Source organism: Pseudomonas sp. IT-232MI5 (assembly GCF_949767845.1).
GTDB lineage: Bacteria > Pseudomonadota > Gammaproteobacteria > Pseudomonadales > Pseudomonadaceae > Aquipseudomonas.
In genome coordinates, this window is sequence record NZ_CATKQE010000044.1 from 328,908 (window position 1) to 355,742 (window position 26,835).

General features: G+C 58.8%; 27 protein-coding genes and 1 pseudogene. 10 read left to right on the forward strand and 18 right to left on the reverse strand.

Going from position 1 to position 26,835, the window contains the following annotated elements; translation table 11 throughout:
* Positions 1–5: 5 nt before the first annotated feature.
* From spoT to ACM6JQ_RS20000, 4 genes are all read right to left on the reverse strand, one after another.
* The gene (gene spoT, locus ACM6JQ_RS19985) at positions 6–2,111 is read right to left on the reverse strand and encodes a bifunctional GTP diphosphokinase/guanosine-3',5'-bis pyrophosphate 3'-pyrophosphohydrolase (RefSeq protein WP_007920338.1); all 2,106 of its coding nucleotides are present in this window, start codon (positions 2,109–2,111) and stop codon (positions 6–8) included.
* Positions 2,112–2,168: 57 nt separating this feature from the next.
* Positions 2,169–2,432 carry a DNA-directed RNA polymerase subunit omega gene (gene rpoZ / locus ACM6JQ_RS19990; protein WP_007894670.1) on the reverse strand — a complete coding sequence of 88 codons (264 nt, stop codon included), beginning with the start codon at positions 2,430–2,432 and terminating at the stop codon, positions 2,169–2,171.
* A 167-nt stretch (positions 2,433–2,599) separates the two neighbouring features.
* Complete coding sequence (gene gmk / locus ACM6JQ_RS19995; RefSeq protein ID WP_007920339.1) at positions 2,600–3,220, reverse strand: guanylate kinase; 621 nt, start codon at positions 3,218–3,220, stop codon at positions 2,600–2,602.
* Positions 3,221–3,232: 12 nt separating this feature from the next.
* Complete coding sequence (locus tag ACM6JQ_RS20000; RefSeq protein WP_007920340.1) at positions 3,233–4,096, reverse strand: YicC/YloC family endoribonuclease; 864 nt, start codon at positions 4,094–4,096, stop codon at positions 3,233–3,235.
* Between the two features lie 268 nt (positions 4,097–4,364).
* Here ACM6JQ_RS20000 and rph point away from each other — a divergent pair, with 268 nt between their 5' ends.
* The 3 genes from rph (at position 4,365) to gltS (ending at position 7,049) form a co-directional block, all read left to right on the forward strand.
* Complete coding sequence (gene rph / locus ACM6JQ_RS20005) at positions 4,365–5,087, forward strand: ribonuclease PH (RefSeq protein ID WP_016985814.1); 723 nt, start codon at positions 4,365–4,367, stop codon at positions 5,085–5,087.
* A 28-nt stretch (positions 5,088–5,115) separates the two neighbouring features.
* Complete coding sequence (locus ACM6JQ_RS20010) at positions 5,116–5,484, forward strand: DUF4870 domain-containing protein (RefSeq protein ID WP_007920344.1); 369 nt, start codon at positions 5,116–5,118, stop codon at positions 5,482–5,484.
* Positions 5,485–5,840: 356 nt separating this feature from the next.
* A complete protein-coding gene (gltS, locus tag ACM6JQ_RS20015) occupies positions 5,841–7,049 on the forward strand; it encodes a sodium/glutamate symporter (protein WP_007920346.1) in 1,209 nt (402 codons plus the stop codon).
* A gap of 80 nt (positions 7,050–7,129) precedes the next feature.
* Here gltS and ACM6JQ_RS20020 read toward each other — a convergent pair whose 3' ends face one another.
* Entirely contained in the window at positions 7,130–7,909 is a 780-nt protein-coding gene (locus ACM6JQ_RS20020) for an exodeoxyribonuclease III (protein ID WP_007920349.1), read from the reverse strand.
* An 82-nt stretch (positions 7,910–7,991) separates the two neighbouring features.
* Here ACM6JQ_RS20020 and pyrE point away from each other — a divergent pair, with 82 nt between their 5' ends.
* Entirely contained in the window at positions 7,992–8,636 is a 645-nt protein-coding gene (pyrE, locus tag ACM6JQ_RS20025; protein ID WP_007920351.1) for an orotate phosphoribosyltransferase, read from the forward strand.
* 274 nt (positions 8,637–8,910) lie between these two features.
* On the opposite strand, the gene ACM6JQ_RS20030 is transcribed toward pyrE, so the two are convergent.
* The 7 genes and pseudogenes from ACM6JQ_RS20030 to coaBC all read right to left on the reverse strand — a co-directional run bounded on the left by ACM6JQ_RS20030 (position 8,911) and on the right by coaBC (position 14,618).
* On the reverse strand, positions 8,911–9,294 hold the full coding sequence (locus tag ACM6JQ_RS20030) for a hypothetical protein (RefSeq protein WP_414894562.1): 384 nt from the start codon (positions 9,292–9,294) through the stop codon (positions 8,911–8,913).
* Positions 9,281–9,853, reverse strand: coding sequence for a hypothetical protein (locus tag ACM6JQ_RS20035; RefSeq protein WP_007920355.1), 573 nt, complete (start codon positions 9,851–9,853; stop codon positions 9,281–9,283). The genes ACM6JQ_RS20030 and ACM6JQ_RS20035 overlap by 14 nt, the downstream gene beginning before the upstream one ends.
* 18 nt (positions 9,854–9,871) lie before the next feature.
* Positions 9,872–10,123, reverse strand: a complete 252-nt coding sequence (locus ACM6JQ_RS20040) for a hypothetical protein (protein WP_007920357.1) — start codon at positions 10,121–10,123, stop codon at positions 9,872–9,874.
* Positions 10,124–10,329: 206 nt separating this feature from the next.
* A complete protein-coding gene (argB, locus tag ACM6JQ_RS20045) occupies positions 10,330–11,235 on the reverse strand; it encodes an acetylglutamate kinase (RefSeq protein WP_003229488.1) in 906 nt (301 codons plus the stop codon).
* A gap of 17 nt (positions 11,236–11,252) precedes the next feature.
* Positions 11,253–12,629: pseudogene (locus tag ACM6JQ_RS20050) on the reverse strand (phosphomannomutase/phosphoglucomutase); the annotation flags it as partial.
* A 319-nt stretch (positions 12,630–12,948) separates the two neighbouring features.
* A complete protein-coding gene (gene dut, locus ACM6JQ_RS20055; RefSeq protein WP_007920363.1) occupies positions 12,949–13,404 on the reverse strand; it encodes a dUTP diphosphatase in 456 nt (151 codons plus the stop codon).
* 5 nt (positions 13,405–13,409) lie between these two features.
* The gene (coaBC, locus tag ACM6JQ_RS20060) at positions 13,410–14,618 is read right to left on the reverse strand and encodes a bifunctional phosphopantothenoylcysteine decarboxylase/phosphopantothenate--cysteine ligase CoaBC (protein ID WP_414894607.1); all 1,209 of its coding nucleotides are present in this window, start codon (positions 14,616–14,618) and stop codon (positions 13,410–13,412) included.
* Between the two features lie 135 nt (positions 14,619–14,753).
* Between coaBC and radC the strand changes: the two genes are divergently transcribed.
* Positions 14,754–15,428 carry a RadC family protein gene (gene radC, locus ACM6JQ_RS20065; protein ID WP_007920367.1) on the forward strand — a complete coding sequence of 225 codons (675 nt, stop codon included), beginning with the start codon at positions 14,754–14,756 and terminating at the stop codon, positions 15,426–15,428.
* Between the two features lie 132 nt (positions 15,429–15,560).
* Here radC and ACM6JQ_RS20070 read toward each other — a convergent pair whose 3' ends face one another.
* The gene (locus ACM6JQ_RS20070) at positions 15,561–17,147 is read right to left on the reverse strand and encodes an ABC transporter substrate-binding protein (RefSeq protein WP_414894563.1); all 1,587 of its coding nucleotides are present in this window, start codon (positions 17,145–17,147) and stop codon (positions 15,561–15,563) included.
* 448 nt (positions 17,148–17,595) lie between these two features.
* Here ACM6JQ_RS20070 and rpmB point away from each other — a divergent pair, with 448 nt between their 5' ends.
* On the forward strand, positions 17,596–17,829 hold the full coding sequence (gene rpmB, locus ACM6JQ_RS20075) for a 50S ribosomal protein L28 (RefSeq protein WP_007920377.1): 234 nt from the start codon (positions 17,596–17,598) through the stop codon (positions 17,827–17,829).
* An 11-nt stretch (positions 17,830–17,840) separates the two neighbouring features.
* Positions 17,841–17,996, forward strand: a complete 156-nt coding sequence (gene rpmG, locus ACM6JQ_RS20080; protein WP_003177274.1) for a 50S ribosomal protein L33 — start codon at positions 17,841–17,843, stop codon at positions 17,994–17,996.
* A gap of 76 nt (positions 17,997–18,072) precedes the next feature.
* Here rpmG and ACM6JQ_RS20085 read toward each other — a convergent pair whose 3' ends face one another.
* Together ACM6JQ_RS20085 and ACM6JQ_RS20090 are read right to left on the reverse strand one after the other, a co-directional pair.
* Entirely contained in the window at positions 18,073–18,282 is a 210-nt protein-coding gene (locus ACM6JQ_RS20085) for a hypothetical protein (RefSeq protein ID WP_007920378.1), read from the reverse strand.
* Between the two features lie 158 nt (positions 18,283–18,440).
* Positions 18,441–18,803, reverse strand: coding sequence for a cupin domain-containing protein (locus ACM6JQ_RS20090; RefSeq protein WP_007920379.1), 363 nt, complete (start codon positions 18,801–18,803; stop codon positions 18,441–18,443).
* Between the two features lie 237 nt (positions 18,804–19,040).
* Between ACM6JQ_RS20090 and ACM6JQ_RS20095 the strand changes: the two genes are divergently transcribed.
* On the forward strand, positions 19,041–20,534 hold the full coding sequence (locus ACM6JQ_RS20095) for an aldehyde dehydrogenase (RefSeq protein ID WP_007920380.1): 1,494 nt from the start codon (positions 19,041–19,043) through the stop codon (positions 20,532–20,534).
* 191 nt (positions 20,535–20,725) lie between these two features.
* Positions 20,726–21,871: an MFS transporter gene (locus tag ACM6JQ_RS20100; protein ID WP_007920382.1), complete on the forward strand. Its 1,146-nt coding sequence runs from the start codon at positions 20,726–20,728 to the stop codon at positions 21,869–21,871.
* 87 nt (positions 21,872–21,958) lie between these two features.
* On the opposite strand, the gene ACM6JQ_RS20105 is transcribed toward ACM6JQ_RS20100, so the two are convergent.
* Both ACM6JQ_RS20105 and ACM6JQ_RS20110 read right to left on the reverse strand, forming a co-directional pair.
* Positions 21,959–23,527 (reverse strand): phospholipase D family protein, encoded by a 1,569-nt coding sequence (locus tag ACM6JQ_RS20105; RefSeq protein WP_007920383.1) that lies wholly within the window; start codon positions 23,525–23,527, stop codon positions 21,959–21,961.
* A gap of 60 nt (positions 23,528–23,587) precedes the next feature.
* The gene (locus tag ACM6JQ_RS20110) at positions 23,588–25,009 is read right to left on the reverse strand and encodes a PLP-dependent aminotransferase family protein (protein ID WP_414894564.1); all 1,422 of its coding nucleotides are present in this window, start codon (positions 25,007–25,009) and stop codon (positions 23,588–23,590) included.
* Between the two features lie 178 nt (positions 25,010–25,187).
* On the opposite strand from ACM6JQ_RS20110, the gene ACM6JQ_RS20115 reads away from it, so the two are divergent.
* Positions 25,188–25,430: a DUF1127 domain-containing protein gene (locus ACM6JQ_RS20115; protein ID WP_007920387.1), complete on the forward strand. Its 243-nt coding sequence runs from the start codon at positions 25,188–25,190 to the stop codon at positions 25,428–25,430.
* 83 nt (positions 25,431–25,513) lie between these two features.
* On the opposite strand, the gene ACM6JQ_RS20120 is transcribed toward ACM6JQ_RS20115, so the two are convergent.
* The gene (locus tag ACM6JQ_RS20120) at positions 25,514–26,824 is read right to left on the reverse strand and encodes an NAD(P)/FAD-dependent oxidoreductase (protein ID WP_414894565.1); all 1,311 of its coding nucleotides are present in this window, start codon (positions 26,822–26,824) and stop codon (positions 25,514–25,516) included.
* Positions 26,825–26,835: the final 11 nt, after the last annotated feature.

Below are 26,835 nucleotides of genomic sequence, written 5' to 3' on the forward strand. Positions count from 1 at the left end.
TTGAGTTATGCACGCATGCGGGTGATTCGGATCACCCCGGTCAAGGCGCGCAGCTTCTTGATCACGCGGGCCAGGTGCACTCGGTCGTGGACGCTGACCACCAACTGGACAACGCTGATGCGACCATCGCGTTCGTCCATGCTGATTTTCTCGATATTGCCGTCGGCCGCGTTGACGCTGCTGGCCAGCAGGGCGATCAGGCCGCGCTGGTGTTCCAGCTCGACGCGCAGTTCGACGTTGAATTCGCCGGTGACATCCTTGGCCCACGAGAGCTGGATGCATTTTTCCGGGTTGTGCCGGATTTCGCTGATGTTGCGGCAGTTGTCCAGGTGCACGACCATGCCTTTGCCCGCCGACAGGTGCCCGACAATCGGGTCGCCCGGGATCGGCGTGCAGCATTTGGCGTAGCTCAGCACCAAGCCTTCGGTGCCGCGAATCGCCAGCGGGCCTTCCGGGCTTGGCAACTGTTCGCCTTCGCCGAGCAGGCGGCGGGCGACCACATAGGCCATGCGGTTGCCCAGGCCGATGTCTTCGAGCAGGTCTTCGATCAGTTCGAGGCGGTACTCGGTGAGCATGGCTTTGACGCGTTCGGCCGGGATCTTCTCCAGCGAACTGTCGAAACCGTTAAGCACCTTGTTCAGCAGGCGTTCGCCGAGGCTGATGGACTCGGAGCGACGTTGCAGTTTCAACGCATGGCGGATGTGCGTGCGGGCCTTGCCGGTGACGACGAAATTGAGCCACGCCGGATTCGGCCGGGCGCCGGGGGCGCTGACGATCTCGACCGTGGAGCCGCTTTGCAGCGGTTCGGACAGCGGTGCGAGACGACGGTTGATCCGGCAGGCAATGCAGCTGTTGCCGACGTCGGTGTGGACCGCGTAGGCAAAGTCGACCGCCGTGGAGCCTTTGGGCAGCTCCATGATCCGGCCTTTGGGCGTGAACACGTAGACCTCGTCCGGGAACAGGTCGATCTTCACGCTTTCGATGAATTCCAGCGAGTTGCCGGCACGTTGCTGCATTTCCAGCACGCCTTTGACCCACTGGCGGGCGCGGGCGTGAGTGCCTTTCGGCTGCTCGTCGCCGCTGGATTTGTACAGCCAATGCGCGGCGATGCCGTTGTTGGCCATCTCTTCCATTTCACGGGTACGGATCTGGATCTCGATCGGTACACCGTGCATGCCGAACAGCGTGGTGTGCAGCGACTGATAGCCGTTGGCCTTGGGGATCGCGATGTAATCCTTGAAGCGCCCCGGCAACGGCTTGTACAAATTATGTACAGCGCCGAGTACGCGGTAGCAGGTATCGACCTTGTCGACGATGATCCGGAACGCGTAGACGTCCATGATCTCGTTGAAGGCCCGACGCTTGCCGCGCATTTTCTTGTAGATGCCGTAGAGGTGTTTCTGGCGACCGCTGACTTCGCCCTGGATACCGTCGATGGCGAGGCAATGGCCAAGGGATTCTTCGATCTTGTTGACGATTTCCTTGCGGTTGCCCCGGGCGCGTTTGACCGCCTGGTAGATCCGCGCGGAACGCATCGGGTGCATGGCCTTGAAACCAAGGTCTTCGAATTCGATGCGGATCGCGTGCATGCCCAGCCGGTTGGCGATGGGCGCGTAGATTTCGAGGGTTTCCTTGGCGATCCGGCGGCGTTTTTCGCCGGACAGCACTTCCAACGTGCGCATGTTATGCAGGCGGTCGGCGAGCTTGACCAGGATCACGCGAATGTCGCGTGCCATGGCCATGGCCATTTTCTGGAAGTTTTCGGCTTGGGCTTCGGCCTTGGTCTCGAAATTCATCTGAGTCAGTTTGCTGACCCCGTCGACCAGTTCGGCCACGGTTTCACCGAACTGCGCTTGCAGCGCTTCTTTGGCAATACCGGTGTCTTCGATCACGTCATGCAGCATCGCGGCCATCAGGCTCTGATGGTCCATGTGCATGTCGGCAAGAATATTCGCCACGGCAAGAGGATGCGTGACGTACGCCTCGCCGCTGCGACGGCGTTGGCCGTCATGGGCTTGTTCGGCGTAGAAATACGCTCGGCGGACCAGGTTGACCTGGTCGTTGCCGAGGTAGGTCGATAAGCGATCGGCGAGGGCGTCTATGCTCGGCATGATAATTCCTGCCGTAGGCTGTGACCCCGCGCCGTGCTACGTCGACCAGGCATAGGCTTAGACGGCCTCGTTGGACTCGTCCTCGAACGCTGCAAACAGCGGTTCGTCTTCGACGATCTCAGCGTTGGCGATGAACTCGTAGCTCATCAGGCCTTCAGCGATTTCACGCAGGGCAACAACGGTAGGCTTGTCGTTTTCCCACTGAACCAGTGGCTCTTTGCCGCCGGTGGCCAGTTGACGGGCACGTTTGGTAGAGAGCATGACCAGCTCAAAACGGTTTTCCACGTGGTTCAGGCAGTCTTCAACGGTTACGCGGGCCATGGTATTCCTCGGAGCGAATGCAATATGCGCGCTGCCCGGTTGGGCGAGCGGACTCAACAGTTTAAAAAATCACCAGCGATTAGGGAAGCGCTGATTTTTTGACCAAGCCCTTCAACGCGCTGCAAGCACCAATGTAAAGCGCTTGCAGGCGTTTTGGGAAGTGCTGATTAACCGAGCAATTCGGCAAGCAATTTGCCGAAACGCACCTGCTGGCGTTTCTGTTGGAGTTGATTGGCGCGGAAAATCGCCTTCAGATCGTCCAGTGCGTGAGCAAAATCGTCGTTGATGATCAGGTAGTCGTACTCGACATAGTGACTCATCTCGTTGACCGCTTCGCGCATCCGGCCGTCAATGATCTCGTCGCTGTCCTGACCACGATTGGTCAGGCGCTGGTGCAGGGCTTGAAGCGACGGCGGCAAGATAAAGATCGAGCGTGCTTGCGGCATCAGCTTGCGCACTTGCTCGGCGCCTTGCCAGTCGATTTCCAGAATCAGGTCGTGACCTTCGTCCAGCGTCTGCTGCAGGCGGCTTTGCGAGGTGCCGTAGAAGTTGCCGAAGACTTCGGCGCGTTCGAGGAAGTCGCCATGCTCGCCCATCTTCACAAACTCTTCGCGGGTCACGAAGTGGTAGTTCACACCGTCCACTTCACCCGGACGCATGGCGCGGGTGGTGTGCGAAACCGAAACGCGAATTTCCGGTATGGCGTCGGTCAAAGCCTTGACCAGGCTGCTTTTGCCCGCGCCCGATGGCGCGGAAATGATGTACAGGGTGCCGGTGCTGTGGGTCATGTCGGGGTTGCCTTACTCAATATTCTGCACTTGTTCACGCATCTGCTCGATCAACACCTTGAGGTTGACGGCGGCCTGGGTGCTGCGCGGGTCGAAGGCCTTGGAGCCCAATGTGTTGGCTTCGCGGTTGAGTTCCTGCATCAGGAAATCAAGGCGGCGTCCGGCCGCACCGCCGGACTTCAGTACCCGGCGCACTTCGATGATATGGGTGCTCAGGCGATCCAGTTCTTCGGCCACATCGCTCTTTTGCGCGAGCATGACCATTTCCTGTTCGAGGCGCTGCGGATCAAGCTCGGCCTTCATGTCGGTGAAGCGGTCGAGGACTTTCTGGCGTTGGGTGGCGAGCATCTGCGGTACCAGTTCGCGCAGGGTCACCACGTCTTCTTCAATGGACGTCAGGCGCTCGTTGATCAAGCGTGCCAGCTCGGCGCCTTCGCGCTCGCGGCCGGCCTTCAACTCTTTCAGGCCTTGATTGAACAGGGCCAGCGCGTCGGCGTTCAATGCCTGCGGGTCAGTCGCGTCGCCCACCAGTACGCCAGGCCAGGCGAGCACTTCCAGCGGATTGAGTGCGGCAGGATTGTTGATCAGGCCGGCAATGGTTTCGGCCGCAGCGACCAGCTGCGCGGCGCGCTCGCGATCGATTTGCAGGGTTTTGCCGGTACTTTCTTCGGTGAAACGCAGGGTGCATTCGAGTTTGCCCCGCGACAGGCCCTGGCGCAGCGCTTCACGCACCGCGCCTTCGAGGTCGCGAAACGTCTCCGGCAAACGCAGGTGGGGTTCCAGATAGCGGCTGTTGACCGAGCGCAGTTCCCAGCTCAGGGTGCCCTGGGCGCCGGCTTTTTCGACGCGGGCGAAGGCGGTCATGCTGTGCACCATGGCGGTGACCTCGCAATGCAGATCGGCGCAGCAGATGTTCCGCAGGCTCGATATCAATGAATTTAAGCCGACTGGCAGCAAAGGCGCAGGATTGTAGCGCAGTGCGGCGAATGCGCCCAAACACACGGTGTGACAAAGGGCTGCAGCCCGTCGGTAATGGGTGTTTCAGGGCCTTCGATCGTCGCCCGGATTTTTTAACGAGTGCCCAGGCGCGGTGCAGCGCTCTATAATGCTCGGCAGTTTTCCGTCCCCAGTACAGGTATTCCCTATGAAACGTCCAAGTGGTCGCGCTGCCGATCAGCTCCGCTCGATCCGCATTACCCGCAACTACACCAAACACGCCGAGGGATCTGTACTGGTCGAATTCGGTGATACCAAAGTCATCTGCACCGTCAGCGTCGAAAACGGCGTGCCGCGCTTCCTCAAAGGTCAGGGCCAGGGTTGGTTGACTGCCGAGTACGGCATGCTGCCGCGCGCCACTGGCGAGCGTAACCAGCGTGAAGCGAGCCGTGGCAAGCAGGGCGGCCGCACTCTGGAAATCCAGCGTCTGATCGGTCGTTCCCTGCGCGCTGCGCTGGACATGTCCAAGCTGGGCGACGTGACCCTGTACGTCGACTGCGACGTGATCCAGGCTGACGGTGGCACGCGCACCGCTTCCATCACTGGCGCCATGGTTGCCCTGGTTGATGCGCTGAAAGTGATCAAGAAGCGCGGCGGCCTGAAGGGCGGCGATCCGCTCAAGCAAATGATCGGTGCGGTATCGGTCGGCATGTATCAGGGCGAGGCCGTGCTGGATCTGGACTATCTTGAAGATTCCGCCGCCGAGACTGACCTCAACGTGGTGATGACCAGCACCGGTGGTTTCATCGAAGTGCAGGGCACTGCCGAAGGCGCGCCGTTCCAGCCTGAAGATCTCAATGCCATGCTGGAACTGGCCAAGCAAGGCATGAACGAAATCTTCGAACTGCAAAAGGCTGCACTGGCCGACTGAGCAGATTGATAACTGCAAGGAGGACGCGATGAGTGACGAGCAAGAGCTGCTGCCCAAGCCGAGCCAGGAGGTTCGCCAGTGGGCGATGTTTTGTCACTTGTCCGCCTTGTTGGGGATCTGGATACCGTTCGGCAATTTGATCGGGCCGTTGATCCTGTGGCAAATGAAGCGCGAGACAGACCCGTTCATTGATGCTCAAGGCAAGGAGGCGCTGAATTTTCAGATCACCGTCGCCATTGCTTCATTGATCTGCTTCTTGCTGATGGTGCTGATCATCGGGTTCTTCCTGTTGGGGATACTGGCGATTGGCGCACTGGTTTTGACGATCATCGCCGGTGTGAAAGCCAATGAAGGTTTTCCTTACCGATATCCGTTTACCTGGCGGCTGATCAAATAAGAAGCTCGCAAAGTTCTAATACCAATGCCCTGACCCGTCAGGGCATTTTTATTTATGCAGCATAATTAATCGCTATTGTATGTAGGAATATTCTGGTTGCGATGACGGGTCCTATTGTTTGCGCATATACACTTTTAGTCACAACTGCATCGGCTTAGTTAGGATTCATGTCCTTGGAATCAAGTCCGACGATTGTTAAAGTTGCTCGGCTAATATTTCTTCTGAAATATTAAGATATGTTCAAGCCAACGAAGGCTCTTGAATTTCCGAGTAATCAGTGTTGAGACAATCAGCCTGTTCAGGGGCGGACGAAGGTAAAAAATTCGCCTCTGAATAAATAGCCAAGAATAATCCCAATGATTCAGCTCGATTTTTACGGAACGCTTGTGGCCGCTTCCTTAGTACTTCTACTGGGGCGCGGGCTCGTTATGCGTGTTGGCTTCATGCGCAGTTACAATATTCCTGAACCTGTCGCAGGTGGCTTGGTAGTTGCCTTGGTTTTGTTATTGCTGCGAACGTTCGATATTGAAATTCGTTTTGATACTTCTCTGCAAACACCTTTAATGCTGGCCTTTTTTGCCACTATCGGTCTGAGCGCCGATTTCGCCAGCCTGAAGAAGGGCGGGCGCATCGTGGGGATCTTCCTGCTGGCCGTTACCGGGTTGTTGGTGGTGCAGAACGCGATGGGAATCGGGCTGGCAAAAATGCTCGGGCTCGACCCATTGATGGGGTTGCTGACCGGCTCGATCACCCTGGCGGGCGGTCACGGTACCGGTGCTGCGTGGGGCACGGTTTTCAGTGAGAAGTATGGTCTGGCCTCTGCCTCCGAACTGGCGATGGCCTCTGCGACGTTTGGTCTGGTACTAGGTGGTTTGATTGGCGGGCCGGTCGCGCGTTTGCTCATCAAGCGTGTGGAAGTGCCCGGTTGCAATCAACAGGAAGCACCACGATTGCCAAAGGGTTTTGAGCAGCCGAACAAAGAGCGCTCGATCACGCCATTTTCGTTTGTCGAAACCCTGGCTCTGATTGCCGTGAGCTTGCTGGCGGGCAATCTGTTGAATGGCCTGTTGCACGGGACTGCGTTCGAGTTACCGACGTTTGTTTGTGTGCTGTTTGTCGGCGTGGTGCTGCGCAACGGTCTTTCAGCACTGGGCTTGTATCAGGTGTTTGAGCGTGAAGTCTCGGTACTGGGCAATGTCAGCCTGTCGTTGTTTCTGGCGATCGCCCTGATGTCGCTCAAGTTGTGGGATCTGGCCGCGCTTGCGCTGCCGATCTTCATCATTCTGGCGATGCAGGCCATGGTCATGGCGCTGTTCGCGATTTTCGTGACATTCCGGGTGATGGGCCGCAACTATGATGCTGCCGTGCTGGCGGCGGGGCATTGCGGTTTTGGCCTGGGCGCCACGCCGACTGCCATTGCCAACATGCAGGCCGTGACGCAGCGCTACGGCCCCTCGCAGATCGCGTTTCTGGTGGTGCCGATGGTCGGAGCGTTCTTCATCGACATTATCAATGTCATCGTGATCAAGCTGTATTTGGCCTTACCGTTCTTCGCGGCAGTCTGAATTCGATCCTGTCTGGAAGTGACGCATAAAAAATGCCCGTATCTTGCGATATGGGCATTTTTTGTACTGCGAAACGACGCTTAGATGGTCAGCGTCCAGTCGTAGTCGACGATCAGCGGCGCATGCTGCGAGAACCGCGGTTGACGTGGCAGGCGTGCGCTGCGTACGAAGCGTCGCAGGCCTGGAGTCAGGATCTGGTAATCGAAGCGCCAGCCCAGATTGAGCATCTCGGCCTGTTCGTTGTCCGGCCACCAGCTGTACTGGTCGCCTTCACGGCTGACTTCGCGCAGGGCATCGACATAGCCCATGTTGCCGACAATCTCGTCCATCCAGGCGCGTTCTGGCGCCAGGAAGCCCGGGGATTGCTGGCTGTCGCGCCAGTTCTTGATGTCGAGCTTCTGCTGCGCCACGTACAGCGAGCCACAATAAATGTACTCGCGACGTTTGCGTCGCTGTTTGTCCAGGTACTTGCCGAAGTCGTCCATGAGCTTGAACTTCTGGTTCAAGTCCTCATCGCCGTTCATCCCCGAAGGGAGCAGCAAGGTGGCAATACTGACTTTGTCGAAATCTGCTTGCAGGTAGCGCCCGTAGCGGTCGGCCGTCTCGAAACCGAGACCGCTGATGACAGCCTTCGGTTGCAACCGCGAGTACAAAGCCACGCCACCTTGGGCAGGGACTTCAGCATCGCAGGCATAAAGGAAGTAGCCATCCAGTTGGAAGGCTGGGTCATCCAGTTCAAAGGCGGAGGCACGGGTGTCCTGCAGGCAGATGACGTCGGCATTCTGTGCTTGCAGCCAACTGAGCAAACCACGCTCGACTGCAGCCTGAATACCATTGACGTTCACACTGATGATCCGCATAAATGGCCCCAAAAATCGCGTGCGTGTATGATACACGGCGTCAAGCTAATTAGCTAAATCCGTGGTATTTGGGGTTTTTTTCATGCAAGCGTATCAGCGCGATTTCATTCGTTTTGCCATCGATCGCGGCGTTTTGCGCTTCGGTGAGTTTACCCTGAAGTCCGGGCGCACCAGTCCTTACTTCTTCAACGCCGGCCTGTTCAACTCGGGTTCGGCCCTCGCGCAGCTGGGTCGTTTTTACGCCGCAGCCATTGCCGAGAGCGGCATTCCTTTCGACGTCCTGTTCGGCCCGGCCTATAAAGGCATCCCGTTGGCGGCGACCACTGCCGTCGCGCTGGCCGAGCATCACGGCCGTGACCTGCCATGGTGCTTCAACCGCAAGGAAGCCAAGGCTCACGGCGAAGGCGGCAGTCTGGTCGGCGCGCCGTTGACCGGTGACGTGCTGATCATCGATGACGTGATTACCGCCGGTACGGCAATCCGCGAAGTGATGCAGATCATCGCTTCCCAGGAGGGTGCCAAGGCCGCTGGCGTGCTGATCGCCTTGAACCGTCAGGAGCGTGGCAACGGTGAGTTGTCGGCGATTCAGGAAGTCGAGCGCGACTTCGGCATCCCGGTGATCAGCATTGTTTCGCTGAATCAGGTGCTGGAATTCCTCGCTGACGACCCGCAACTCAAACAGCACCTGCCAGCCGTAGAAGCCTACCGCGCCCAATTCGGTGTCTGACGACGAGAAGCCCTGTGAAGACAGGGCTTTTTTGTCACTGTCAAAAGCATTAATCACGCAGGCGCAGTGCGCGCAGTAACGCATCAACCTGGCCAAAAGCATCTTGCTGCCACTGTTCCGGTGTTCGGTCTTCCAGGATCTGGCTATCTTCTACGAATCGTCTTACTGACACGGGTCCGTAACCACCAACGACATCAAATTTGTCGATATTTCACTAAAATATAGTATTTCAGCGTTTGTTGAAAAAGCCTGAAACAGTGAAGCCGCCGCTGTTTCAGCGGAGGCTGCTCCATTTAAGAGCGATTTTTGCCGCAATCAGCCCGTTGAACAGTGCCAAAACCAGGAGCGCCCACACGACCATCACGTAAAGGGCACTGCTCACGTCGAAGTTCCAAAGATCCAGTGTGCTAGTACTCAAGATGCGAATGGCCGAGGGTAGGTGGACGTAAAACAGCCCAACAAACGCGCACGTCAACGGCAGCGCCCGCGAATAAAACGCCTTCCCTACTTTCTCTCGACTTCGCCTTCGGCTCTGTGGGCCAGACTGGTATTCATCCAGCGCCAACGCTTCACTGAGCGCCGGCCACGCCAGATTGAACATGAACGTGGTCAGGGTCAGCAGCAAGCCACTGACCGCGACGATGTCACTGAACGGCATTGAGCCCCAACGTCGCGCAGAGCAAGGCGTGAGAATCCTCGCTGATCTCGAACTGCCCGGCGCTGCCCTTGCGCTTGGTAATGGGTTTGAAGGTCGGCTCGTTCTGGGTGATCAGCATGTTCAGCTCATCGCGTATCACGTCCGAACTGATCACCACCAGAAACACGGTTTGCGCGTGCTCTGCGGTCTCGATCACGGCACGCATGCTGTGCTGGAGGATGTCATCGAGCTGATTGCGAAAGCGCGATACCGTGTTCTTCAGCAAGGTTTTGCTTTGGCTTTGGGTCAGCTGAAAGATCGTCGAGATCTGCGATTCCGTCGGCAGCGTTTGTCCGAAGTAGCTTTGAATCAGGTAGAGCAGGCGATCCTGTTTGGCCTCGTCGGCCCGGCTGGGCATGCCGCCCTCGACCAGCATTTTCAGGTATTCGGTCAGGCTGGCCTTGGCGATACGCTGCAGGGCGTGGGCGATTTCCGCGTCGCCAATGCGCAAGGTCTTTTTGACCGGTTCCTTTTGTTCCAGCTCGAAAGCGTCGGCGTCGATCGTGAACGAGATCTGCATGGCTCAGGCGCTCCGGAGTTATTTTTTGTCCGAGGGCGTGATGACCTCGGCGCTTTTGATGTTGGCAGGCTGTTCTGGATAAGGGTCTTTGATCGCATCACCTTGCCCGGTGAGGATTTTCCAGCCATTCAACGCGTGCGCCGTTTTGCGAAACTGTGGGCACGGTGGCATCGAGGTTTTGGCTTGATTGGAATACTGATGGCCGCAATCAACGCACTCGTAAGTGCCTGGGGAAACATCGCTGCCGTAAGGGACGTAGTCTTTTTGCATGAGTCAATCTCCGGTGGGTGAAGGGAAGATCCTAGGGAGATTTGTTCGGAGGGAGTGTCGGACGTTTCGCTGAGTTGTATCGGATGTTTCTTGCGCGCATAAAAAAGATCGCAGACTTCGTCAGCTCCTACAGAGACTTCGTACAAAACGACGTTTCTGTAGGAGCTGACGAATGCTGCGATCTTTTGCTGTTCAGCGATTACCGATCAAGGACGCTTGCGATTGCTGATCAGCGTACCCACACCGGTGTCGGTGAAGATTTCCAGCAGGATCGCATTCGGTACCCGGCCGTCGATGATCAGCGAGCTGCCAACGCCGCCCTGAACCGCTTCCAGCGCGCAACGGATCTTCGGCAGCATGCCGCCGTAGATGGTGCCATCGGCAATCAGATCGTCGACCTGCTGAGTGCTCAGGCCGGTCAATACGGTGCCCGACTTGTCCATCAGGCCGGCGATGTTGGTGAGCAGCATCAGCTTCTCGGCTTTCAGGGCCTCGGCGACTTTACCGGCGACCAGGTCAGCGTTGATGTTGTACGACTCGCCATTCTCACCGACGCCGATCGGCGCAATCACCGGGATGAAGTTGCCTTTGACCAGCAGGTTCAGCAGTTCGGTGTTGATCCCGACCACTTCACCTACCTGACCGATGTCGATGATTTCCGGCTGGGTCATCTCCGGTGTCTGGCGGGTCACGGTGAGCTTCTTCGCGCGAATCAGCCCGGCGTCTTTACCGGTCAGGCCGATGGCGCTGCCGCCGTGACGGTTGATCAGGTTGACGATGCTTTTGTTGACCTGCCCGCCCAAGACCATTTCGACCACGTCCATGGTCGCGGCGTCGGTGACGCGCATGCCGTCGACGAAGTGGCTTTCGATCGACAGGCGCTTGAGCAGATCACCGATCTGCGGGCCGCCACCGTGCACGACCACCGGGTTGATGCCCACGGCTTTCATCAAGACGATGTCGCGGGCGAAGCCGGTTTTCAGCTCCTCGCTTTCCATCGCGTTGCCGCCGTATTTGATCACCAGAGTCTTGCCGACATAGCGTCGGATGTAAGGCAACGCTTCGGACAGGACCTGGGCGGTATGGGCGGCGGCTTCGCGTTCGAGGGTCATTCAGGGCTCCGGGTGGATCAGAACGGTAGTTGGAGATCAGGTGCAACGCGCTTCAATTGGGCGTGGAACACGTCCTTGATGCGCTGTAATTCAGCCTCGTCATCGGCCTCGAAGCGCAGCACCAGCACCGGTGTGGTGTTGGACGCGCGCACCAGGCCCCAGCCTTTGGCGTAGTCGACTCGCACGCCGTCAATGGTGGTCAGGTCAGCGCCTGGGCCCCACTGTGCGTCGTGCAGTGCATCAATGATGCTGAATTTGCTCTCTTCGGTCACATGGATATTGATTTCCGGCGTAGAAATATCGTTCGGGAAGGTCGCAAACAGCTCCTCCGCGGTGGATTTTTCCTTGCTGAGGATCTCCAGCAGCCGTGCGGCGCTGTAGATGCCGTCGTCGAAACCGAACCAGCGCTCCTTGAAGAAGATGTGCCCGCTCATTTCACCGGCCAATAGCGCACCGGACTGTTTCATTTTCTTTTTGATCAACGAATGACCAGTCTTCCACATTAGCGGACGACCACCGTACTCCTTGATCAGCGGCACCAGGCGACGGGTGCATTTGACGTCGAAAATGATCTCGGCGTCCGGGTTGCGTGCGACTACGTCGCGGGCGAACAGCATCAGCAGGCGATCCGGGTAGACGATGCTCCCGGTGTTGGTCACCACGCCGACACGGTCACCGTCGCCGTCGAAGGCCAGGCCGATGTCGGCGTTGCTTTCCTTGACCTTGGCGATCAGGTCGACGAGGTTTTCCGGCTTGCCCGGATCCGGGTGATGGTTCGGGAAGTTGCCGTCGACTTCGCAGAACAGCGGGATGACTTCGCAGTTCAGCGCCTCGATCAGTTGCGGGGCGATCACGCCTGCCGCGCCGTTGCCGCAGTCGACCACGACCTTCATGCGCCGCGCCAGTTTGATGTCCTGGACGATTTCGGTGTTGTAGCGATCGAGGATTTCGACCTGAGTAACGCTGCCGGTGCCGCTGCTCAGATTGTTGGTTTTGATGCGCTCATGCAGCACCTGAATCTGTTCGTTGGCGAGGGTGTCGCCGGCGATGACGATCTTGAAACCGTTGTAGTTCGACGGGTTGTGGCTGCCGGTGAGCATCACGCCCGACTTGCCGGCCAGCACATTGGCGGCGTAATACAGCGCCGGCGTCGGCACCAGGCCAACGTCGCTGACGTGGCAGCCGCTTTCGGCGATACCGCGGATCAGCTCGGCAACCAGTTCGGGGCCGGACAGGCGGCCATCGCGACCGACGGAAACGTTCGGCTCACCCTGGGCCAGGCTCTGCGAGCCGATGGCGCGACCGATCCAGTAAGCGGTTTCGGCATTGAGGAATTCCGGCACGGTGCCGCGAATGTCATAGGCGCGGAAAATGCTGTCGGGCAGCTTCGGGGCAATCTTGGCTGGGGTGCTCATCTACGGAAATGCTCCATCTCGAAAGTGGCGGGACAGACCGACGAATCGTTCGACGGCAGGCTCAAACTGAAGGGTATGACGGCGTTTTCCACAGAGAGTTCGTGGTATGAAAGGGCCATGACGCCTCGGCTAGCGTGGCTTTCGGCCGGCAAAACCTTGATTTTCGGTGTTAAACCTTTCAGTTGATCTGCCTGAAACTTCCCCCTGTAGGAGCTGCCGCAGGCTGCGATCTATTGATCTTGATCTTAAAAATCAAAAGATCGCAGCCTGCGGCAGCTCCTACAGAAGATGACTCCGGTTATTTAGTGCCGGTGTGGCCAAACCCGCCGGTGCCGCGTTCGGTTTCGACGAACTCTTCAACCATTTCAAAGTGCGCCTGTACCACCGGTACCAGCACCAATTGCGCCAGGCGTTCGCCGACGGTCATGGTGAAATCGGTCTGGCCACGGTTCCAGCACGACACCATCAACGGGCCCTGGTAATCGGAGTCGATCAGGCCGACGAGGTTGCCCAGCACAATGCCGTGCTTATGGCCCATGCCCGAGCGCGGCAGGATCAGCGCGGCGAGGTTCGGGTCGCCGATGTAAACCGACAGACCGGTCGGGATCAGCACGGTTTCACCCGGCTTGATCACGATGTCCTGATCCAGCATGGCGCGCAGGTCGAGGCCAGCGGAGCCTGGTGTGGCGTATTGCGGCAGCGGGAATTCGCTGCCGATGCGTGGGTCGAGGATCTTGGCTTGCAAAGCGTGCATGTAAATTAAACCTGGTTCAGACGTTCGGCGATAAAAGTGACCAGCTGGCGAGCGATCTTGCTTTTGCTGGTCTGGGCGAAAACCGTGGCGTGCAGCGCACGGTCAATCACGCTGCAGGCGTTTTCTTCACTGTTGAAACCGATGCTCGGGTTGGCAACGTCGTTGGCGACGATCAAATCGAGATTCTTGTCCTTCAGCTTGCGTGCAGCGTAGTCGAGCAGGTGTTCGGTCTCGGCGGCAAAGCCGACACTGAACGGACGGTCGGGACGGGTCGCAATGGTGGCCAGGATGTCCGGGTTACGCACCATTTGCAGGACGAAGCCGTCACCGCTCGTAGGATCTTTCTTGAGTTTTTGCGGGGCGACGACTTCCGGGCGGTAGTCCGCAACGGCTGCCGAGGCGATGAACACGTCGCACGGGATCGCCGATTCGCAGGCCGCGAGCATGTCGCGAGCGCTGACCACATCGATGCGCGTGACGCGATCCGGGGTCGGCAGGTGCACCGGGCCGCTGATCAAGGTGACGCGGGCGCCGGCTTCAACTGCTGCTTCGGCGAGGGCAAAGCCCATTTTGCCGGAGCTGTGGTTGGTGATGTAGCGCACCGGGTCGATGTTTTCCTGGGTCGGGCCGGCGGTAATCACCACGTGCTTGCCGGTCAGAGCCTGACGCTGGAAGCAGTCCGCCGCGCATTGCGCCAGATCGGTGGCTTCCATCATGCGGCCCATGCCGACATCGCCGCAGGCCTGACTGCCCGAGGCTGGGCCGAAGGTCTTCAGGCCACGGTTTTCCAGGAGTTGCAGGTTGGCCTGGGTCGCCGGGTCGCGCCACATCGCCTGATTCATGGCCGGAGCAACGGCGACGACGGCGTCGGTAGCGAGCACCAGAGTGGTCAGCAAATCATTGGCGATGCCTTGGGCAAGGCGGGCGATCAGGTCGGCGGTGGCCGGGGCGATCAGCACCAGATCGGCCCACTTGGCCAACTCGATGTGGCCCATCGCGGCTTCGGCAGCCGGGTCGAGCAAGTCGAGGTGCACCGGGTGGCCGGACAGCGCTTGCATGGTCAGCGGGGTGATGAACTCGGCGCCGCCATGGGTCATCACCACGCGCACTTCAGCGCCCTGATCGATCAGGCGACGAACCAGATCGGCGCTCTTGTAGGCCGCAATGCCGCCGCCGACGCCCAGAACGATGCGTTTCCGATACAGCCGCTGCATAGGTCTGCCTTTCATTTCGTGGGTGACATACGTGGCGAACCCCCCTCCCCAGGGTGAATTCGCCCGCAAAAAAGATGGGCTAAGATATCACAGCGACCGCTACGGAACAGCGGCGCCCACAGACAGGGAATGTGTATGAGTATTCGCGATTGGCCTGCGGCGGAACGGCCGCGGGAAAGGTTATTGGAGCACGGGGCAGCGAGCCTTTCGGACGCTGAGTTATTGGCGATTTTTCTGCGCACCGGATTGCCCGGAATAAGCGCTGTGGACCTGGCGCGCAATCTGTTGACTCAATTCGGCAGCCTGCGTTTGCTGCTTGAGGCCGACCAGCACGCATTCAGCAAACAATTGGGACTCGGGCCGGCGAAGTTTGCGCAACTGCAAGCTGCTCAGGAAATGAACAGGCGGCATCTGGCTGAGAAATCACGGCAGAAACCAGCCCTGGAAAACCCTCAGGTCGTTCGCGATTATCTGAAATCGATGCTGCGTCACGAACCGCATGAGGTGTTTGGTTGCCTGTTTCTCGACTCCAAACATCAAGTACTGAATTTCGAGATACTGTTTCGCGGCTCGATCGACAACACCAGCGTGCATCCACGCGAAGTTGTGAAGCGATGTTTGGCCAATAACGCGGCGGCGTTGATCCTGTGCCACAACCATCCATCGGGGAACACTGACCCCAGTCAGGCTGATCGATTGCTGACCAAGCGCCTGCAGAAGACGCTGGAGCTGATTGATGTGCGAGTGCTGGATCACTTCATCGTCGGCGATGGTGAGCCGCTGTCGATGGCGGAGTGTGGCTGGATGTAGTTCTAGGGACAAAACGCAAGTCCATGTAGGAGTGAGCCTGCTCGCGATGGCTTCATTTCAGTCAACATGTTTGGTGGCTGGAAGATTGCTATCGCGAGCAGGCTCACTCCTACAGGTTATGTGTAAGGCAGGTTATTTGAGGTTGACCTTGGAATAGTCCTGCCGGCCGAACGGGCTTACCGAGTAACCCTGCACGTCTTTACGCGTCAGTGCGTAGGCCGTCGGGTGCGCCAGCGGCAGCCACAACGCCTGCTGCTGAATCTGCGTCTGCGCCTGTTCGTACAGCTTGGTACGCACGCCTTGTTCGCTGGTGGTCTTGCCGGCGCTGATCAACCTGTCCAGATCGGCATTGCAGTACCGCGCGAAATTGGTGCCCGATTTGACCGCGGCGCAGGAAAACTGCGGCGTAAGGAAGTTGTCCGGGTCGCCATTGTCACCGGCCCAGCCCATGAACAGCAGGTCATGCTCGCCGGCCTTCGCGCGACGAATCAATTCGCCCCATTCGATCACGCGGATTTCTGCCTGAATGCCGATTTCCGCCAGATCCGATTGCAGCAATTGCGCACCGAGGCTTGGATTCGGGTTTAGCAGGCTGCCTGACGGGCGTGTCCAGATGGTGGTCTGAAACCCGTCCTTCAATCCTGCCTTGGCCATCAGTGCCTTGGCTTTGGCAACATCGTGCGGGTACCCCGGCAGACTCTTCGCGTAACTCCAGGTGTTCGGCGGATAAGGGCCATTGGCCGCTTCTGCGGTGTCTTCAAACACAGCCTTGATGTAGTTGGCCTTGTCGAAGGCAAGGTTGATTGCTTGACGCACCTCCGGCTTGTCCAGTGGCGGATGCTGACTGTTGATGCCGACGAATGCGGTCATGAACGCGTCAGTCTTTTCGACTTTCAGTGTCGGCTCTTTCAGCGCGGCCTGTACGTCCAACGGTTTTGGCGACAGGGCGATCTGGCATTCATTGCGCCGCAGTTTCTGCAGGCGCACGTTGGCGTCTGGGGTAATGGCGAAGATCAACGGATCCACCGCAGGCTTGCCGCCGAAGTAATCCGGGTTGGCCTTGTAGCGGATCGCCGCGTCTTTCTGGAAACGGTTGAAGACGAACGGGCCGGTGCCGATTGGCTGGCTGTTGAGCTTGTCGGTCGCGGCGGCCTTCATCAGCTTGTCGGCGTATTCGGCGGAGTAGATCGAAGCGAAGCCCATACTCAGAGTCGCCAGGAACGTCGAATCCGGGTGATCAAGGGTGAAACGCACGGTGAGCGGGTCAAGTGCGTCGATTTTCTTGATCAGTGCCGGCAACTGCATCGACTGCGCATGCGGGAAGCCGCTCTGGGCGACCTTGTGCCACGGGTTGGCCGGGTCGAGCATGCGGTCGAAGCTGAATTTGACGTCTTCGGCGGTCAGTTCACGGCTTGGCTTGAAGTAGTCAGTCGTATGAAACTTCACCTGCGGGTGCAGCTTGAACACGTAAGTCAGGCCATCGGTGCTGACTTCCCAGCTGTCGGCCAGGCTCGGCACGACTTTGCCGCTGGCGGTGTCGAAATCCACCAGACGGTTCATCAGCACGTCGGCCGAGGCGTTGGTGGTGGTCAGCGAGTTGTATTGCACCACATCGAACCCTTCAGGGCTGGCCTCGGTGCAGACGCTCAGCGCGGCGGCCTGGGCCAGGGGGCTCAGCAGGAGCGGGGCGAGCAACAGGGGTAGGGCAGCGAGGCGCATGGTCGGTTTCCTTTTACAGATCGAAGGCCCATCTGCAAGTGCAGTCTGGAAAAGGCCTACCCTAGAGGTCTGGATTACAAATGACTATCCCCTTTTTGCATTTTCGGGGCACAGTGATGGCGGTTTTTCAGACTGCGGCGCGCGGTAAAAAGTCTGGATCGGCCGTGAGGACGATTTTCTGCGACGAGTGGTAAAAATCGATGCCAGCCTTTATCCAAGGCGTTCGCAGGCTGAAAAAGCGTCTTTTTATGGATTGATTGCACACCGAATGTTGTTGCACCCGGGTCTTTCTGGTATAAAGCAGCGCTCTTTTCTAGGGGCCCGGTTCCTTCACTGTAGGTGTAGCCGGTAAGACCTCTAAAGAAACGCGGCGCCTGGCGCCAAATGACTGAGAGATTAAGCGGCCAACCCATGCCGGGTTGGGCATGTGGTTTTAGAGGGCTGAGGCATGTCGAGAGTATGTCAAGTTACCGGTAAGGGTCCGGTGACTGGGAATAACATTTCCCACGCAAACAACAAAACCCGTCGTCGTTTCCTGCCGAACCTGCAGCATCACCGCTTCTGGGTTGAAGAAGAGAAACGTTTTGTGCGTCTGCGCGTATCTGCCAAAGGCATGCGTATCATCGACAAGCGTGGCATCACTGTCGTGCTCGCCGAACTTCGCCGCGATGGCAAGATTTAAGGGAGCTAATCATGCGTGAATTGATTCGTTTGATCTCGAGCGCCGGTACTGGTCACTTCTACACTACCGACAAGAACAAGCGTACTACCCCGGACAAAATCGAGATCAAGAAATATGATCCGGTTGTTCGCAAGCACGTGATCTACAAGGAAGGCAAAATCAAGTAATTGATTTTTCCGGACTTACGAAAAAGGCCCGTATCTCACGATACGGGCCTTTTTTGTTGCCTTGAAGCCTGATCGATCAACCACAGATCAGTTCAATGATCTCGTTTTTCTCGTTGACCAGGACTCTGATGCGGTCCGCATCAGTGCGCAGGTTGTACATGCCATCCGGCACTTCGAGGCGATGCTTTGTTACTCCGGCTGCGTTGCGCACAGCGAGCAGGTTGTCAGTAGTAGCAACATCGCCGAGGAAAAATTGCGCGTTGTAGAGATTGCATTGGCTGGACATTGTGCCTCCTTGCTTTGGTTTGAGTTGAGGCCCCTATTCATCGAATCAGACTAACCTCCTGGTTTGACTGATCTTTTCTCGATTCCTAAGCGGCCAGCCGAAGTTTCACTCAAACCTGCTGGACATGCCTTACCCTGCTCGTCACCGTGTGTGTCGGATCAGCTTTTCTGTTCAAAGATCACATAGACCTTGCGGCAAGCCTCCAGCACTTCCCAAGTGCCACGAAACCCCGCCGGAATCACAAACCGGTCACCAACACGCAAGGTCTTGGCATTGCCATCGCCATCACGCAGCACCGAAACGCCCTGCAAGATCTCGCAGTATTCATGCTCGGTGTAGTTCACTGTCCACTGACCCACCGCGCCTTCCCACACACCAACGCCCATCTGCCCACAAGGGCTTTCGTATTGGTGGAACACCGCTTGCTCAGGATCACCCTTGAGCACTTTCGCCGGGTCCGGACGATAGCGTTCGGCTTCGCTGCTGGTCAGGCTGATGTCGACGACGTTCTGGATGTTCATTGTTGTTTTCTCCCGTAATGACGACGTGATGGTTGGAATGGGCGAAAGTCTATGTTTATTAAAATGAACACCGCAAGGCCGTATAGCCGGCTTATGTCAAATATATTGAAACAACCCCGGCCGCTGGTTTAGGGTGGCGGGTGCCTTGGGCCGAAATGCAGGCTGGCCGGGCAGAATTTTTGAGGACGCTGGCGACGATCGCGCGGCGCTCGTATTGAACAAGAGGAGGACACTTAAATGACCACCCTGACTCGTGCCGACTGGGAACAACGCGCCCGCGACCTGAAGATTGAAGGCCGCGCCTACCTCAATGGCGAATACACCGACGCCGTCTCCGGCGAGACCTTCGAGTGCATCAGCCCGGTCGATGGCCGTCTGCTCGGCAAGATTGCCAGCTGTGACGCCGCCGACGCTCAGCGCGCCGTGGAAAACGCCCGCGCCACCTTCAATTCCGGCGTCTGGTCGCGCTTGGCGCCGACCAAACGCAAAGCCACCATGATCCGTTTTGCCGGCCTGCTCAAGCAGCACGCCGAGGAACTGGCCCTGCTCGAAACCCTCGACATGGGCAAGCCGATCAGTGATTCGCTGTACATCGACGTCCCGGGCGCGGCGCAAGCGCTGAGCTGGAGCGGTGAAGCGATCGACAAGATTTACGACGAAGTCGCCGCTACGCCGCACGATCAACTGGGTCTGGTGACTCGCGAGCCAGTGGGGGTGGTCGGCGCCATCGTACCGTGGAACTTCCCATTGATGATGGCCTGCTGGAAACTCGGCCCGGCATTGTCGACCGGTAACTCGGTGATCCTCAAGCCGTCGGAAAAATCCCCGCTGACCGCCATTCGCATCGCTGCGCTGGCTGTTGAAGCCGGTATTCCGAAAGGCGTGCTCAACGTGCTGCCGGGCTACGGCCACACCGTCGGCAAGGCGCTGGCCCTGCACAACGACGTCGATACGCTGGTATTTACCGGTTCGACCAAGATCGCCAAGCAATTGATGATCTACTCCGGCGAATCGAACATGAAACGCGTCTGGCTGGAAGCCGGCGGCAAGAGCCCGAACATCGTCTTTGCCGATGCGCCGGATCTGCAAGCCGCCGCTGAATCCGCCGCCAGCGCCATCGCCTTCAACCAGGGTGAAGTCTGCACCGCCGGTTCGCGTCTGCTGGTCGAGCGTTCGATCAAGGACACATTCCTGCCGATGGTGATTGAGGCGCTGAAGGCCTGGAAGCCGGGCAATCCGCTGGACCCGGCGACCAATGTCGGTGCACTGGTGGATACGCAGCAGATGAACACCGTGCTGTCGTACATCGAATCCGGCCACAGCGATGGCGCCAAACTGGTCGCTGGCGGCAAGCGCATCCTGCAGGAAACCGGTGGCACCTACGTCGAGCCAACGATTTTCGACGGCGTGAGCAACGCGATGAAAATCGCTCAGGAAGAGATTTTCGGGCCGGTTCTGTCGGTTATCGCCTTCGATACTGCCGAGGAAGCTATCCAGATCGCCAACGACACGCCTTACGGCTTGGCCGCTGCGGTCTGGACCCAGGACATCTCCAAGGCACACCTGACCGCCAAGGCTCTGCGTGCCGGCAGTGTGTGGGTCAACCAGTACGACGGCGGCGACATGACCGCACCGTTTGGCGGCTTCAAGCAGTCGGGCAACGGCCGCGACAAGTCGCTGCACGCGTTCGACAAATACACTGAGCTGAAAGCGACGTGGATCAAGCTGTAAGCCGTTAGGAGGGGCTGTTCGCGAGAGCAGATCCTCCAGACGAGGCAGATCCCTGTGGGAGCGAGCCTGCTCGCGAAAGCGGTGTATCAGTCAGCCCTTGTGCTGAATGTGAAACCGCTTTCGCGAGCAGGCTCGCTCCCACATTTGCTTGATGTGGCCTCTAAAAATAATTATCCACAGGAGCGTGGAACATGCGGTGGGCGACGTATTTCGCCGTGTTGGCGTCTGTCTTGAGTGTCGGCCTGGCCCTGGGGGTCAGCATGCCGTTGGTGTCGTTGCGCCTGGAGGGTTGGGGTTACGGCTCTTTCGCCATCGGTGTGATGGCGGCGATGCCGGCGATTGGCGTGTTGTTGGGCGCGAAAATTTCCAGCCATCTGGCGGCACGCTTCGGTACGGCCAACCTGATGCGCCTGTGTCTGTGGGCTGGAGCGCTGTCTATCGGCCTGCTGGCGCTGTTGCCGAGCTACCCGATCTGGCTGGTATTGCGCCTGATGATCGGCGTGATCCTGACCATCGTGTTCATCCTCGGCGAGAGCTGGATCAATCAACTGGTGGTCGAGAACTGGCGCGGAAGATTGGTGGCGCTGTATGGCAGCAGCTATGCGTTGAGCCAGCTCTCCGGCCCGTTACTGCTGGGTGCGCTGGGTACCGAGCATGATTACGGTTTCTGGGTCGGCGTCGGCCTGCTGCTGGTTTCGCCCTTGTTGCTGCTGGGCCGCAGCGGTGCACCCAGCAGCGAAGCGAGCAGCGTAACGTTCCGTGACCTGTGGGGATTCGCTCGTGAGCTGCCAGCGATTGCCTGGGCGGTTTCATTGTTCGCCGCGTTCGAGGCGATGATCTTGACGCTGCTGCCGGTGTATTGCCTGCAGCAGGGTTTTACCGCCGAGATTGCACTGGCGATGGTCAGCACGGTGGTGGTGGGCGATGCGCTGCTGCAATTGCCGATTGGCGCGTTGGCCGACTACCTGTCGCGGCGCACGTTGTTCGCCGGTTGTGCGCTGGTGTTGATGCTGTCGAGTCTGGCGATCCCGCTGTTGCTCGATACGCTGCTCATCTGGCCGCTGTGGGTATTGTTCGGGGCGAGTGCCGGCGGGTTGTTCACCCTGTCGTTGATTTTGATTGGCGAGCGTTATCGCGACGATGCACTGGTGCGGGCGAATGCGCATATTGCACAGCTGTGGGGCGTGGGATGTCTGGTCGGGCCGCTCGCGGCCGGGGCGGGCAGCCAGTGGATCAATGGGCATGCGTTGCCGTTGTTGATGGCGATTGGGGCGTTTGGGTTGGTGATTCTGCTCTTGCGCCAAGGGGCATTCGGACCCATAACCGAGCCTGCCTAAGATCAAAAGATCGCAGCCTTCGTCAGCTCCTACAGTTGCAATGCATTCGTTCTGTAGGAGCTGCCGAAGGCTGCGATCTTTTGCTTTTTAAAGCATTCGCTCAAGGCCGACAGTGGTGCTGAACCACGCGTTGAATCGTCGCCACCAACTCCCCGGCTCTTTGCTCAGTGTATGCATTTGGCCGTTGTCCTCAGTCACCCAGACGATCTGCCCGTTCTCAAGCTTCGCCTCATAGCTCAACGCTGGCGCCATGCCTTGCAAGGCCAGTTCGCGAACATGTTCGGCCAGCTCGGGGCTGTCGACCAAGACCCCGACTTCGGTGTTCCACAGCACCGAGCGCGGGTCGAAGTTGAACGAGCCGATAAACGACTTCTGCCGATCAAAAATCATCGCTTTGCTGTGCAGGCTTGAATCCGAGCCACGAAACGACTTGCTGTAAAACACATGCGGACCGCTGCCGTAGTTATCCCCAGGCTGGCGCCGTAGTTCATACAACTTCACGCCATGCTCCAGCAGAGCTTTGCGATACGGCGCATATCCGCCGTGCACTGCGGGCACGTCGGTGGCTTCCAGCGAGTTGGTCAGCAGGCTCACGGACACACCCGCATCGGCGCGACCGGTCAGGTACACCAGCCCCGGCTGGCCCGGCACAAAGTACGCCGAGATCATGATCAGTTCCTTGCTGACGCCGCGCAGCTCCGGGCCCAATTGCGTGGTCAGCAGCAATTGCGGATCCGGCTCACCCTTGGCCAACACCTTGCTCGGCGCATCCCACAACGCCTGATTCCATGCCCAGATCAGTTCTTTGCGCCAGATATCCATGCGCGGCGCGGTCTTGAACGTCATGAGCTGCTGATACAGCGCGTGATTCTGTTTACGGGTGTCTTCCAGCGATTCTTCCAGGCGGGTGCGAGTGTTCTGCAGATCCTTGGCGGTCGGTTGGCTGGTGAGGAACTCGTCGATCGGTTTGCTCAGCGCGCTGTTCCAGTACTGGTCGAAACTGTGCCCGAGTTGCTCGGCGACCGGCCCGACACTGAGCATGTCGATGTCGGTGAAATTCAGGTTCGGCTCGGCGTCGAAGTACTCGTCGCCCAGATTGCGCCCGCCGACGATGGCCACGCTGTTGTCCGCCAGCCACAGCTTGTTGTGCATGCGCCGATGTTGCAGCGACAGATTGAACAAGCGCCCCGCCGCGCGGGTGACGCCGGTGCTGCGGCCCAGATGCAGCGGGTTGAACAGGCGAATCTGAATCTGTGGATGCGCCGCCAGTGTCGCGATGATCTGGTCGAGGCCATCGCTGGTGGTGTCGTCGAGGAGAATGCGCACACGGACACCACGATCGGCAGCCTTGAGCAGTTCCTCCACCAGCATCCGCGTGCTGATGCCGTCGTGGACGATGTAGTACTGCAGATCCAGACTGCTCTGGGCGTTGCGGATCAGTTCGGCGCGCGCGGTGAACGCCTCGCTGCTGTTGGACAGCAGGCGAAAACCCGAGCGGCCTTGATAGGGCGCCGCTTGTGCCTGAATCGAACGACCGAAGCTGGAATCGGAAGCCGGCAACGCCTGACTGGATTCGCGCGGAACATCGAGACTGGCACAGCCGCTCAGGAACGAGGCGAGTAACAGCAAAGCGAGAAGGGGCTGTCTGAAGCTCACGTAGGGTCATTCCGATTGGCGGCTAGGGTCGGCATATGGACGCGGTTCTCAGGAAAAAAGTCAGTCGGCTTCTGCCAGCAATCTGACAGCGGTCTCGCCGACCTTGCGCACCGCTTCTTCGATCTGCGCTGTCGGTTTGGCAGCGTAGTTCATCCGCAGGCAATTGCGGTATTTGCCCGAGGCGGAAAAGATACTGCCGACGGCAATCTGTACGCCTTGGTCGTGCAACTCACGATTCAGTTTCAAGGTGTCGAAACCTTCCGGCAATTCGACCCACAACATGAAGCTGCCTTGCGGCCGACTGGCGCGGGTGCCTGCCGGGAAATAGCGGGTCACCCAGTCGATCATCAGGTCGCGGCTGCGCTGGTATTGCGTGCGCATCCGCCGCAAGTGCGGTTCGAAATGACCGGCCTTGAGGAATTCGGCGATGGCGATCTGCGGCTGCGGTGCGGTCGATCCGGTGCTGATGTATTTCATGTGCAGCACGCGTTCGAGGTATCGGCCCGGCGCGACCCAGCCAATACGCAGCCCTGGCGCCAGGGTCTTGGAAAACGAGCTGCACAGCAATACGCGGCCGTCTTCGTCGAAAGATTTGATCGTGCGTGGGCGCGGGTAGGTGTAGGCCAGTTCGCCATACACATCGTCTTCGATGATCGCCACGTCGAAGCGCTGCGCGAGGTTGAGCAGAGCGCGTTTGCGCGACTCCGGCATGATGTAGCCGAGCGGGTTGTTACAGTTCGGGGTGAGCTGGATGACCTTGATCGGCCATTGTTCCAGCGCCAGTTCCAGGGCTTCGAGGCTGATGCCGGTGAGGGGATCGGTGGGGATTTCCAAGGCTTTCATGCCCAGGCCCTTGAGGGTCTGCATGGCGCCGTGAAAGCTTGGCGAGTCCACCGCGACAATGTCGCCCGGCTCGCAGATCGCGTGGATGCTGGTGGACAGCGCTTCATGGCAACCGGTGGTGACGACCAGGTCGCCGGCGCTCAACTGGCAGCCGGAATCAAGCATCAGTCTGGCGATCTGCTCGCGCAATTCGAGGGTGCCGTGGATGTTGTCGTAATACAGACCGGGCATGTCCTGGCGGCGGCTGATCCGCGCCAGCCCGCGCAGCAGCGGTTTCATCGTTGGCGAGCTGATGTCGGGCATGCCGCGACCCAGTTGCACGACATCCTTGCGCGGCACTGCGCGAATCAACTCCAGCACCTGATCCCATTGCGAAATCTCCACTGGCCGTTGCGCCGGGCGGCCAACGGCGGGCAGCTCCGGCAGTTCGCGGCCAACCGGCACAAAGTAGCCGGACTTGGGCTTTGGCGTAGCCAGACCGCTGTCTTCCAGCATGCGATAAGCCTGTTGCACCGTGCTCAGGCTGACCCCGTGTTCGACGCTCAAGGCACGTACAGACGGCAACCGATCGCCGGGTCGATAGAAGCCGTTTTCGATGCGCGTGCCGAGCAATTCGGCAAGGTTTACATAAAGGGTCATGGCACTGCCTCGGTGCGGTGATTCGATAAACCAGTACAGATGCGGCAGAAATCGACAATTCAGTCTTCAGAGCGGCAAATCTGTATGGAGTTAATACAGTTGCTTTGAATCTGTAACGGTTTTGCTTGCCCGCGCATCATGGAATCTCTGGCTACCCAAGTAAACAGGAGCAACGAAAATGAACGGCTTGAGCGATGTGCGGCTGACGTTACACAGTCAGGAGCTGGCGGCAGGGCAGAAGGACAACGCGCGCAATCTCATGCGTAACGCGCCATCCGGCCTGAGTCGCTGGAATCTGTTCTGGCATCGTCTGCACACGCGAAAGGCGTTGCTGGCGCTGACGGCGGATCAGCTCAAGGACATCGGGCTGACGCGTGAACAGGCGCAGGAGGAGGGGTTGAAGCCGTTCTGGCGGATCTGATAACCACTGATCGTTCCCACGCTCTGCGTGGGAACGCCGCCCCGGACTGGATGCATTCCCACGCAGAGCGTGGGAACGATCAATCAGACCAACTCTTTCATCCGATGCCACAACATCCCCAACGCCAAAAGCGGCGAGCGCAAATGCTTGCCGCCCGGGAAAGTGATGTGCGGCACCTTGGCAAACAGATCAAAGCCACCGCTGTGCTGGCCGCTGATCGCCTCGGCGAGCAACTTGCCCGCCAGGTGCGTGGCATTCACCCCGTGCCCGGAGTACGCCTGGGCGTAATACACATTTGGCTGATCCGCGAGCCGGCCAATCTGCGGCAAACGGTTTGCGCCGATACCGATCATCCCGCCCCACTGATAATCGATCTTCACCCCGGCCAATTGCGGGAATACTTCGAGCATCTTCGGCTGCATGTAGGCGCCGATATCCTTCGGATCCCGCCCCGAATAATGACAGGCACCGCCGAACAGCAAACGATGATCGGCCGAGAGCCGGTAGTAATCCAGCGCGACACGTTGGTCGCAGACCGCCATGTTCTGCGGCAGCAGGCTGTGCGCCTGTTCTTCGCTCAACGGTTCGGTGGCGATGATGTAGCTGCCGGCGGGCAGGACTTTGCCGCTGAGTTGCGGGTTCAGATCATTGAGATAGGCATTGCAGCCGAGCACCAGCGTTTTCGCGCGTACCAAACCGTGGGCTGTATGGACTTTGACTTCGGGGCCGTAATCGATACGCGTCACTGCGGAGTGTTCAAACAGTTTGACGCCCAATTGCTGCGCCGCTGCCGCTTCACCCAGCGCCAGATTCAGCGGATGCAGATGTCCTGAACCCATGTCGATCAATCCGCCGACATAGCGCTTGGAGCCGACCACCGTGTGCATATCGTTGGCTTGCAGCAAGCGGGTTTCGTAGCGATAGCCAAGGCCACGCAATTCTTCGGCGTCTTCGGCAAAGCCTTCGAGGTCGGACGGTTTGTTGGCGAGGTCGCAGTAGCCCCAGGTCAGGTCACAGGCAATCTGAAAACGCTCGACGCGCTGACGAACGATTTCCACCGCTTCCAGGCCCATGAGTTTCATCTCGCGCACGCCGTCGGCGCCGATGACGTTGGTGAACTGATCGAGGCCGTGGCCGACGCCGCGAATCAACTGCCCGCCGTTGCGGCCACTGGCGCCCCAGCCGATCTTGTGTGCTTCCAGTAGCACCACGCTGAGGCCGCGTTCAGCCAGTTCCAGTGCCGTGTTCAACCCGGAAAAACCGCCACCAACCACGCAGACATCAGCCACCATTTCACCTTGCAGCGCAGGATGATCCGGCTGCGGCAAGCTGCTGGCGGCGTAATAAGAGGCAACGTGGGGTTGGCTCGCGGGGGAGTGGGCGCGGGCAGTCATGGGCGTCATCC

Bases quoted from the DNA above. Each gene is read 5' to 3' on its own strand.
- rpoZ (WP_007894670.1), bottom strand. From the start codon at position 2,432: ATGGCCCGCGTAACCGTTGAAGACTGCCTGAACCACGTGGAAAACCGT.
- ACM6JQ_RS20030 (WP_414894562.1), bottom strand. From the start codon at position 9,294: ATGCCGTTCAGTGACATCGTCGCGGTCAGTGGCTTGCTGCTGACCCTG.
- ACM6JQ_RS20000 (WP_007920340.1), bottom strand. From the start codon at position 4,096: ATGGTGCACAGCATGACCGCCTTCGCCCGCGTCGAAAAAGCCGGCGCC.
- spoT (WP_007920338.1), bottom strand. From the start codon at position 2,111: ATGCCGAGCATAGACGCCCTCGCCGATCGCTTATCGACCTACCTCGGC.
- rpmB (WP_007920377.1), top strand. From the start codon at position 17,596: ATGTCGAGAGTATGTCAAGTTACCGGTAAGGGTCCGGTGACTGGGAAT.
- rpmG (WP_003177274.1), top strand. From the start codon at position 17,841: ATGCGTGAATTGATTCGTTTGATCTCGAGCGCCGGTACTGGTCACTTC.
- ACM6JQ_RS20010 (WP_007920344.1), top strand. From the start codon at position 5,116: ATGAGTGACGAGCAAGAGCTGCTGCCCAAGCCGAGCCAGGAGGTTCGC.
- ACM6JQ_RS20120 (WP_414894565.1), bottom strand. From the start codon at position 26,824: ATGACTGCCCGCGCCCACTCCCCCGCGAGCCAACCCCACGTTGCCTCT.
- pyrE (WP_007920351.1), top strand. From the start codon at position 7,992: ATGCAAGCGTATCAGCGCGATTTCATTCGTTTTGCCATCGATCGCGGC.
- dut (WP_007920363.1), bottom strand. From the start codon at position 13,404: ATGCACGCTTTGCAAGCCAAGATCCTCGACCCACGCATCGGCAGCGAA.
- gltS (WP_007920346.1), top strand. From the start codon at position 5,841: ATGATTCAGCTCGATTTTTACGGAACGCTTGTGGCCGCTTCCTTAGTA.
- ACM6JQ_RS20020 (WP_007920349.1), bottom strand. From the start codon at position 7,909: ATGCGGATCATCAGTGTGAACGTCAATGGTATTCAGGCTGCAGTCGAG.
- radC (WP_007920367.1), top strand. From the start codon at position 14,754: ATGAGTATTCGCGATTGGCCTGCGGCGGAACGGCCGCGGGAAAGGTTA.
- ACM6JQ_RS20095 (WP_007920380.1), top strand. From the start codon at position 19,041: ATGACCACCCTGACTCGTGCCGACTGGGAACAACGCGCCCGCGACCTG.
- coaBC (WP_414894607.1), bottom strand. From the start codon at position 14,618: ATGCAGCGGCTGTATCGGAAACGCATCGTTCTGGGCGTCGGCGGCGGC.
- ACM6JQ_RS20035 (WP_007920355.1), bottom strand. From the start codon at position 9,853: ATGCAGATCTCGTTCACGATCGACGCCGACGCTTTCGAGCTGGAACAA.
- ACM6JQ_RS20085 (WP_007920378.1), bottom strand. From the start codon at position 18,282: ATGTCCAGCCAATGCAATCTCTACAACGCGCAATTTTTCCTCGGCGAT.
- ACM6JQ_RS20110 (WP_414894564.1), bottom strand. From the start codon at position 25,009: ATGACCCTTTATGTAAACCTTGCCGAATTGCTCGGCACGCGCATCGAA.
- ACM6JQ_RS20070 (WP_414894563.1), bottom strand. From the start codon at position 17,147: ATGCGCCTCGCTGCCCTACCCCTGTTGCTCGCCCCGCTCCTGCTGAGC.
- ACM6JQ_RS20090 (WP_007920379.1), bottom strand. From the start codon at position 18,803: ATGAACATCCAGAACGTCGTCGACATCAGCCTGACCAGCAGCGAAGCC.
- rph (WP_016985814.1), top strand. From the start codon at position 4,365: ATGAAACGTCCAAGTGGTCGCGCTGCCGATCAGCTCCGCTCGATCCGC.
- ACM6JQ_RS20040 (WP_007920357.1), bottom strand. From the start codon at position 10,123: ATGCAAAAAGACTACGTCCCTTACGGCAGCGATGTTTCCCCAGGCACT.
- ACM6JQ_RS20100 (WP_007920382.1), top strand. From the start codon at position 20,726: ATGCGGTGGGCGACGTATTTCGCCGTGTTGGCGTCTGTCTTGAGTGTC.
- argB (WP_003229488.1), bottom strand. From the start codon at position 11,235: ATGACCCTCGAACGCGAAGCCGCCGCCCATACCGCCCAGGTCCTGTCC.
- gmk (WP_007920339.1), bottom strand. From the start codon at position 3,220: ATGACCCACAGCACCGGCACCCTGTACATCATTTCCGCGCCATCGGGC.
- ACM6JQ_RS20115 (WP_007920387.1), top strand. From the start codon at position 25,188: ATGAACGGCTTGAGCGATGTGCGGCTGACGTTACACAGTCAGGAGCTG.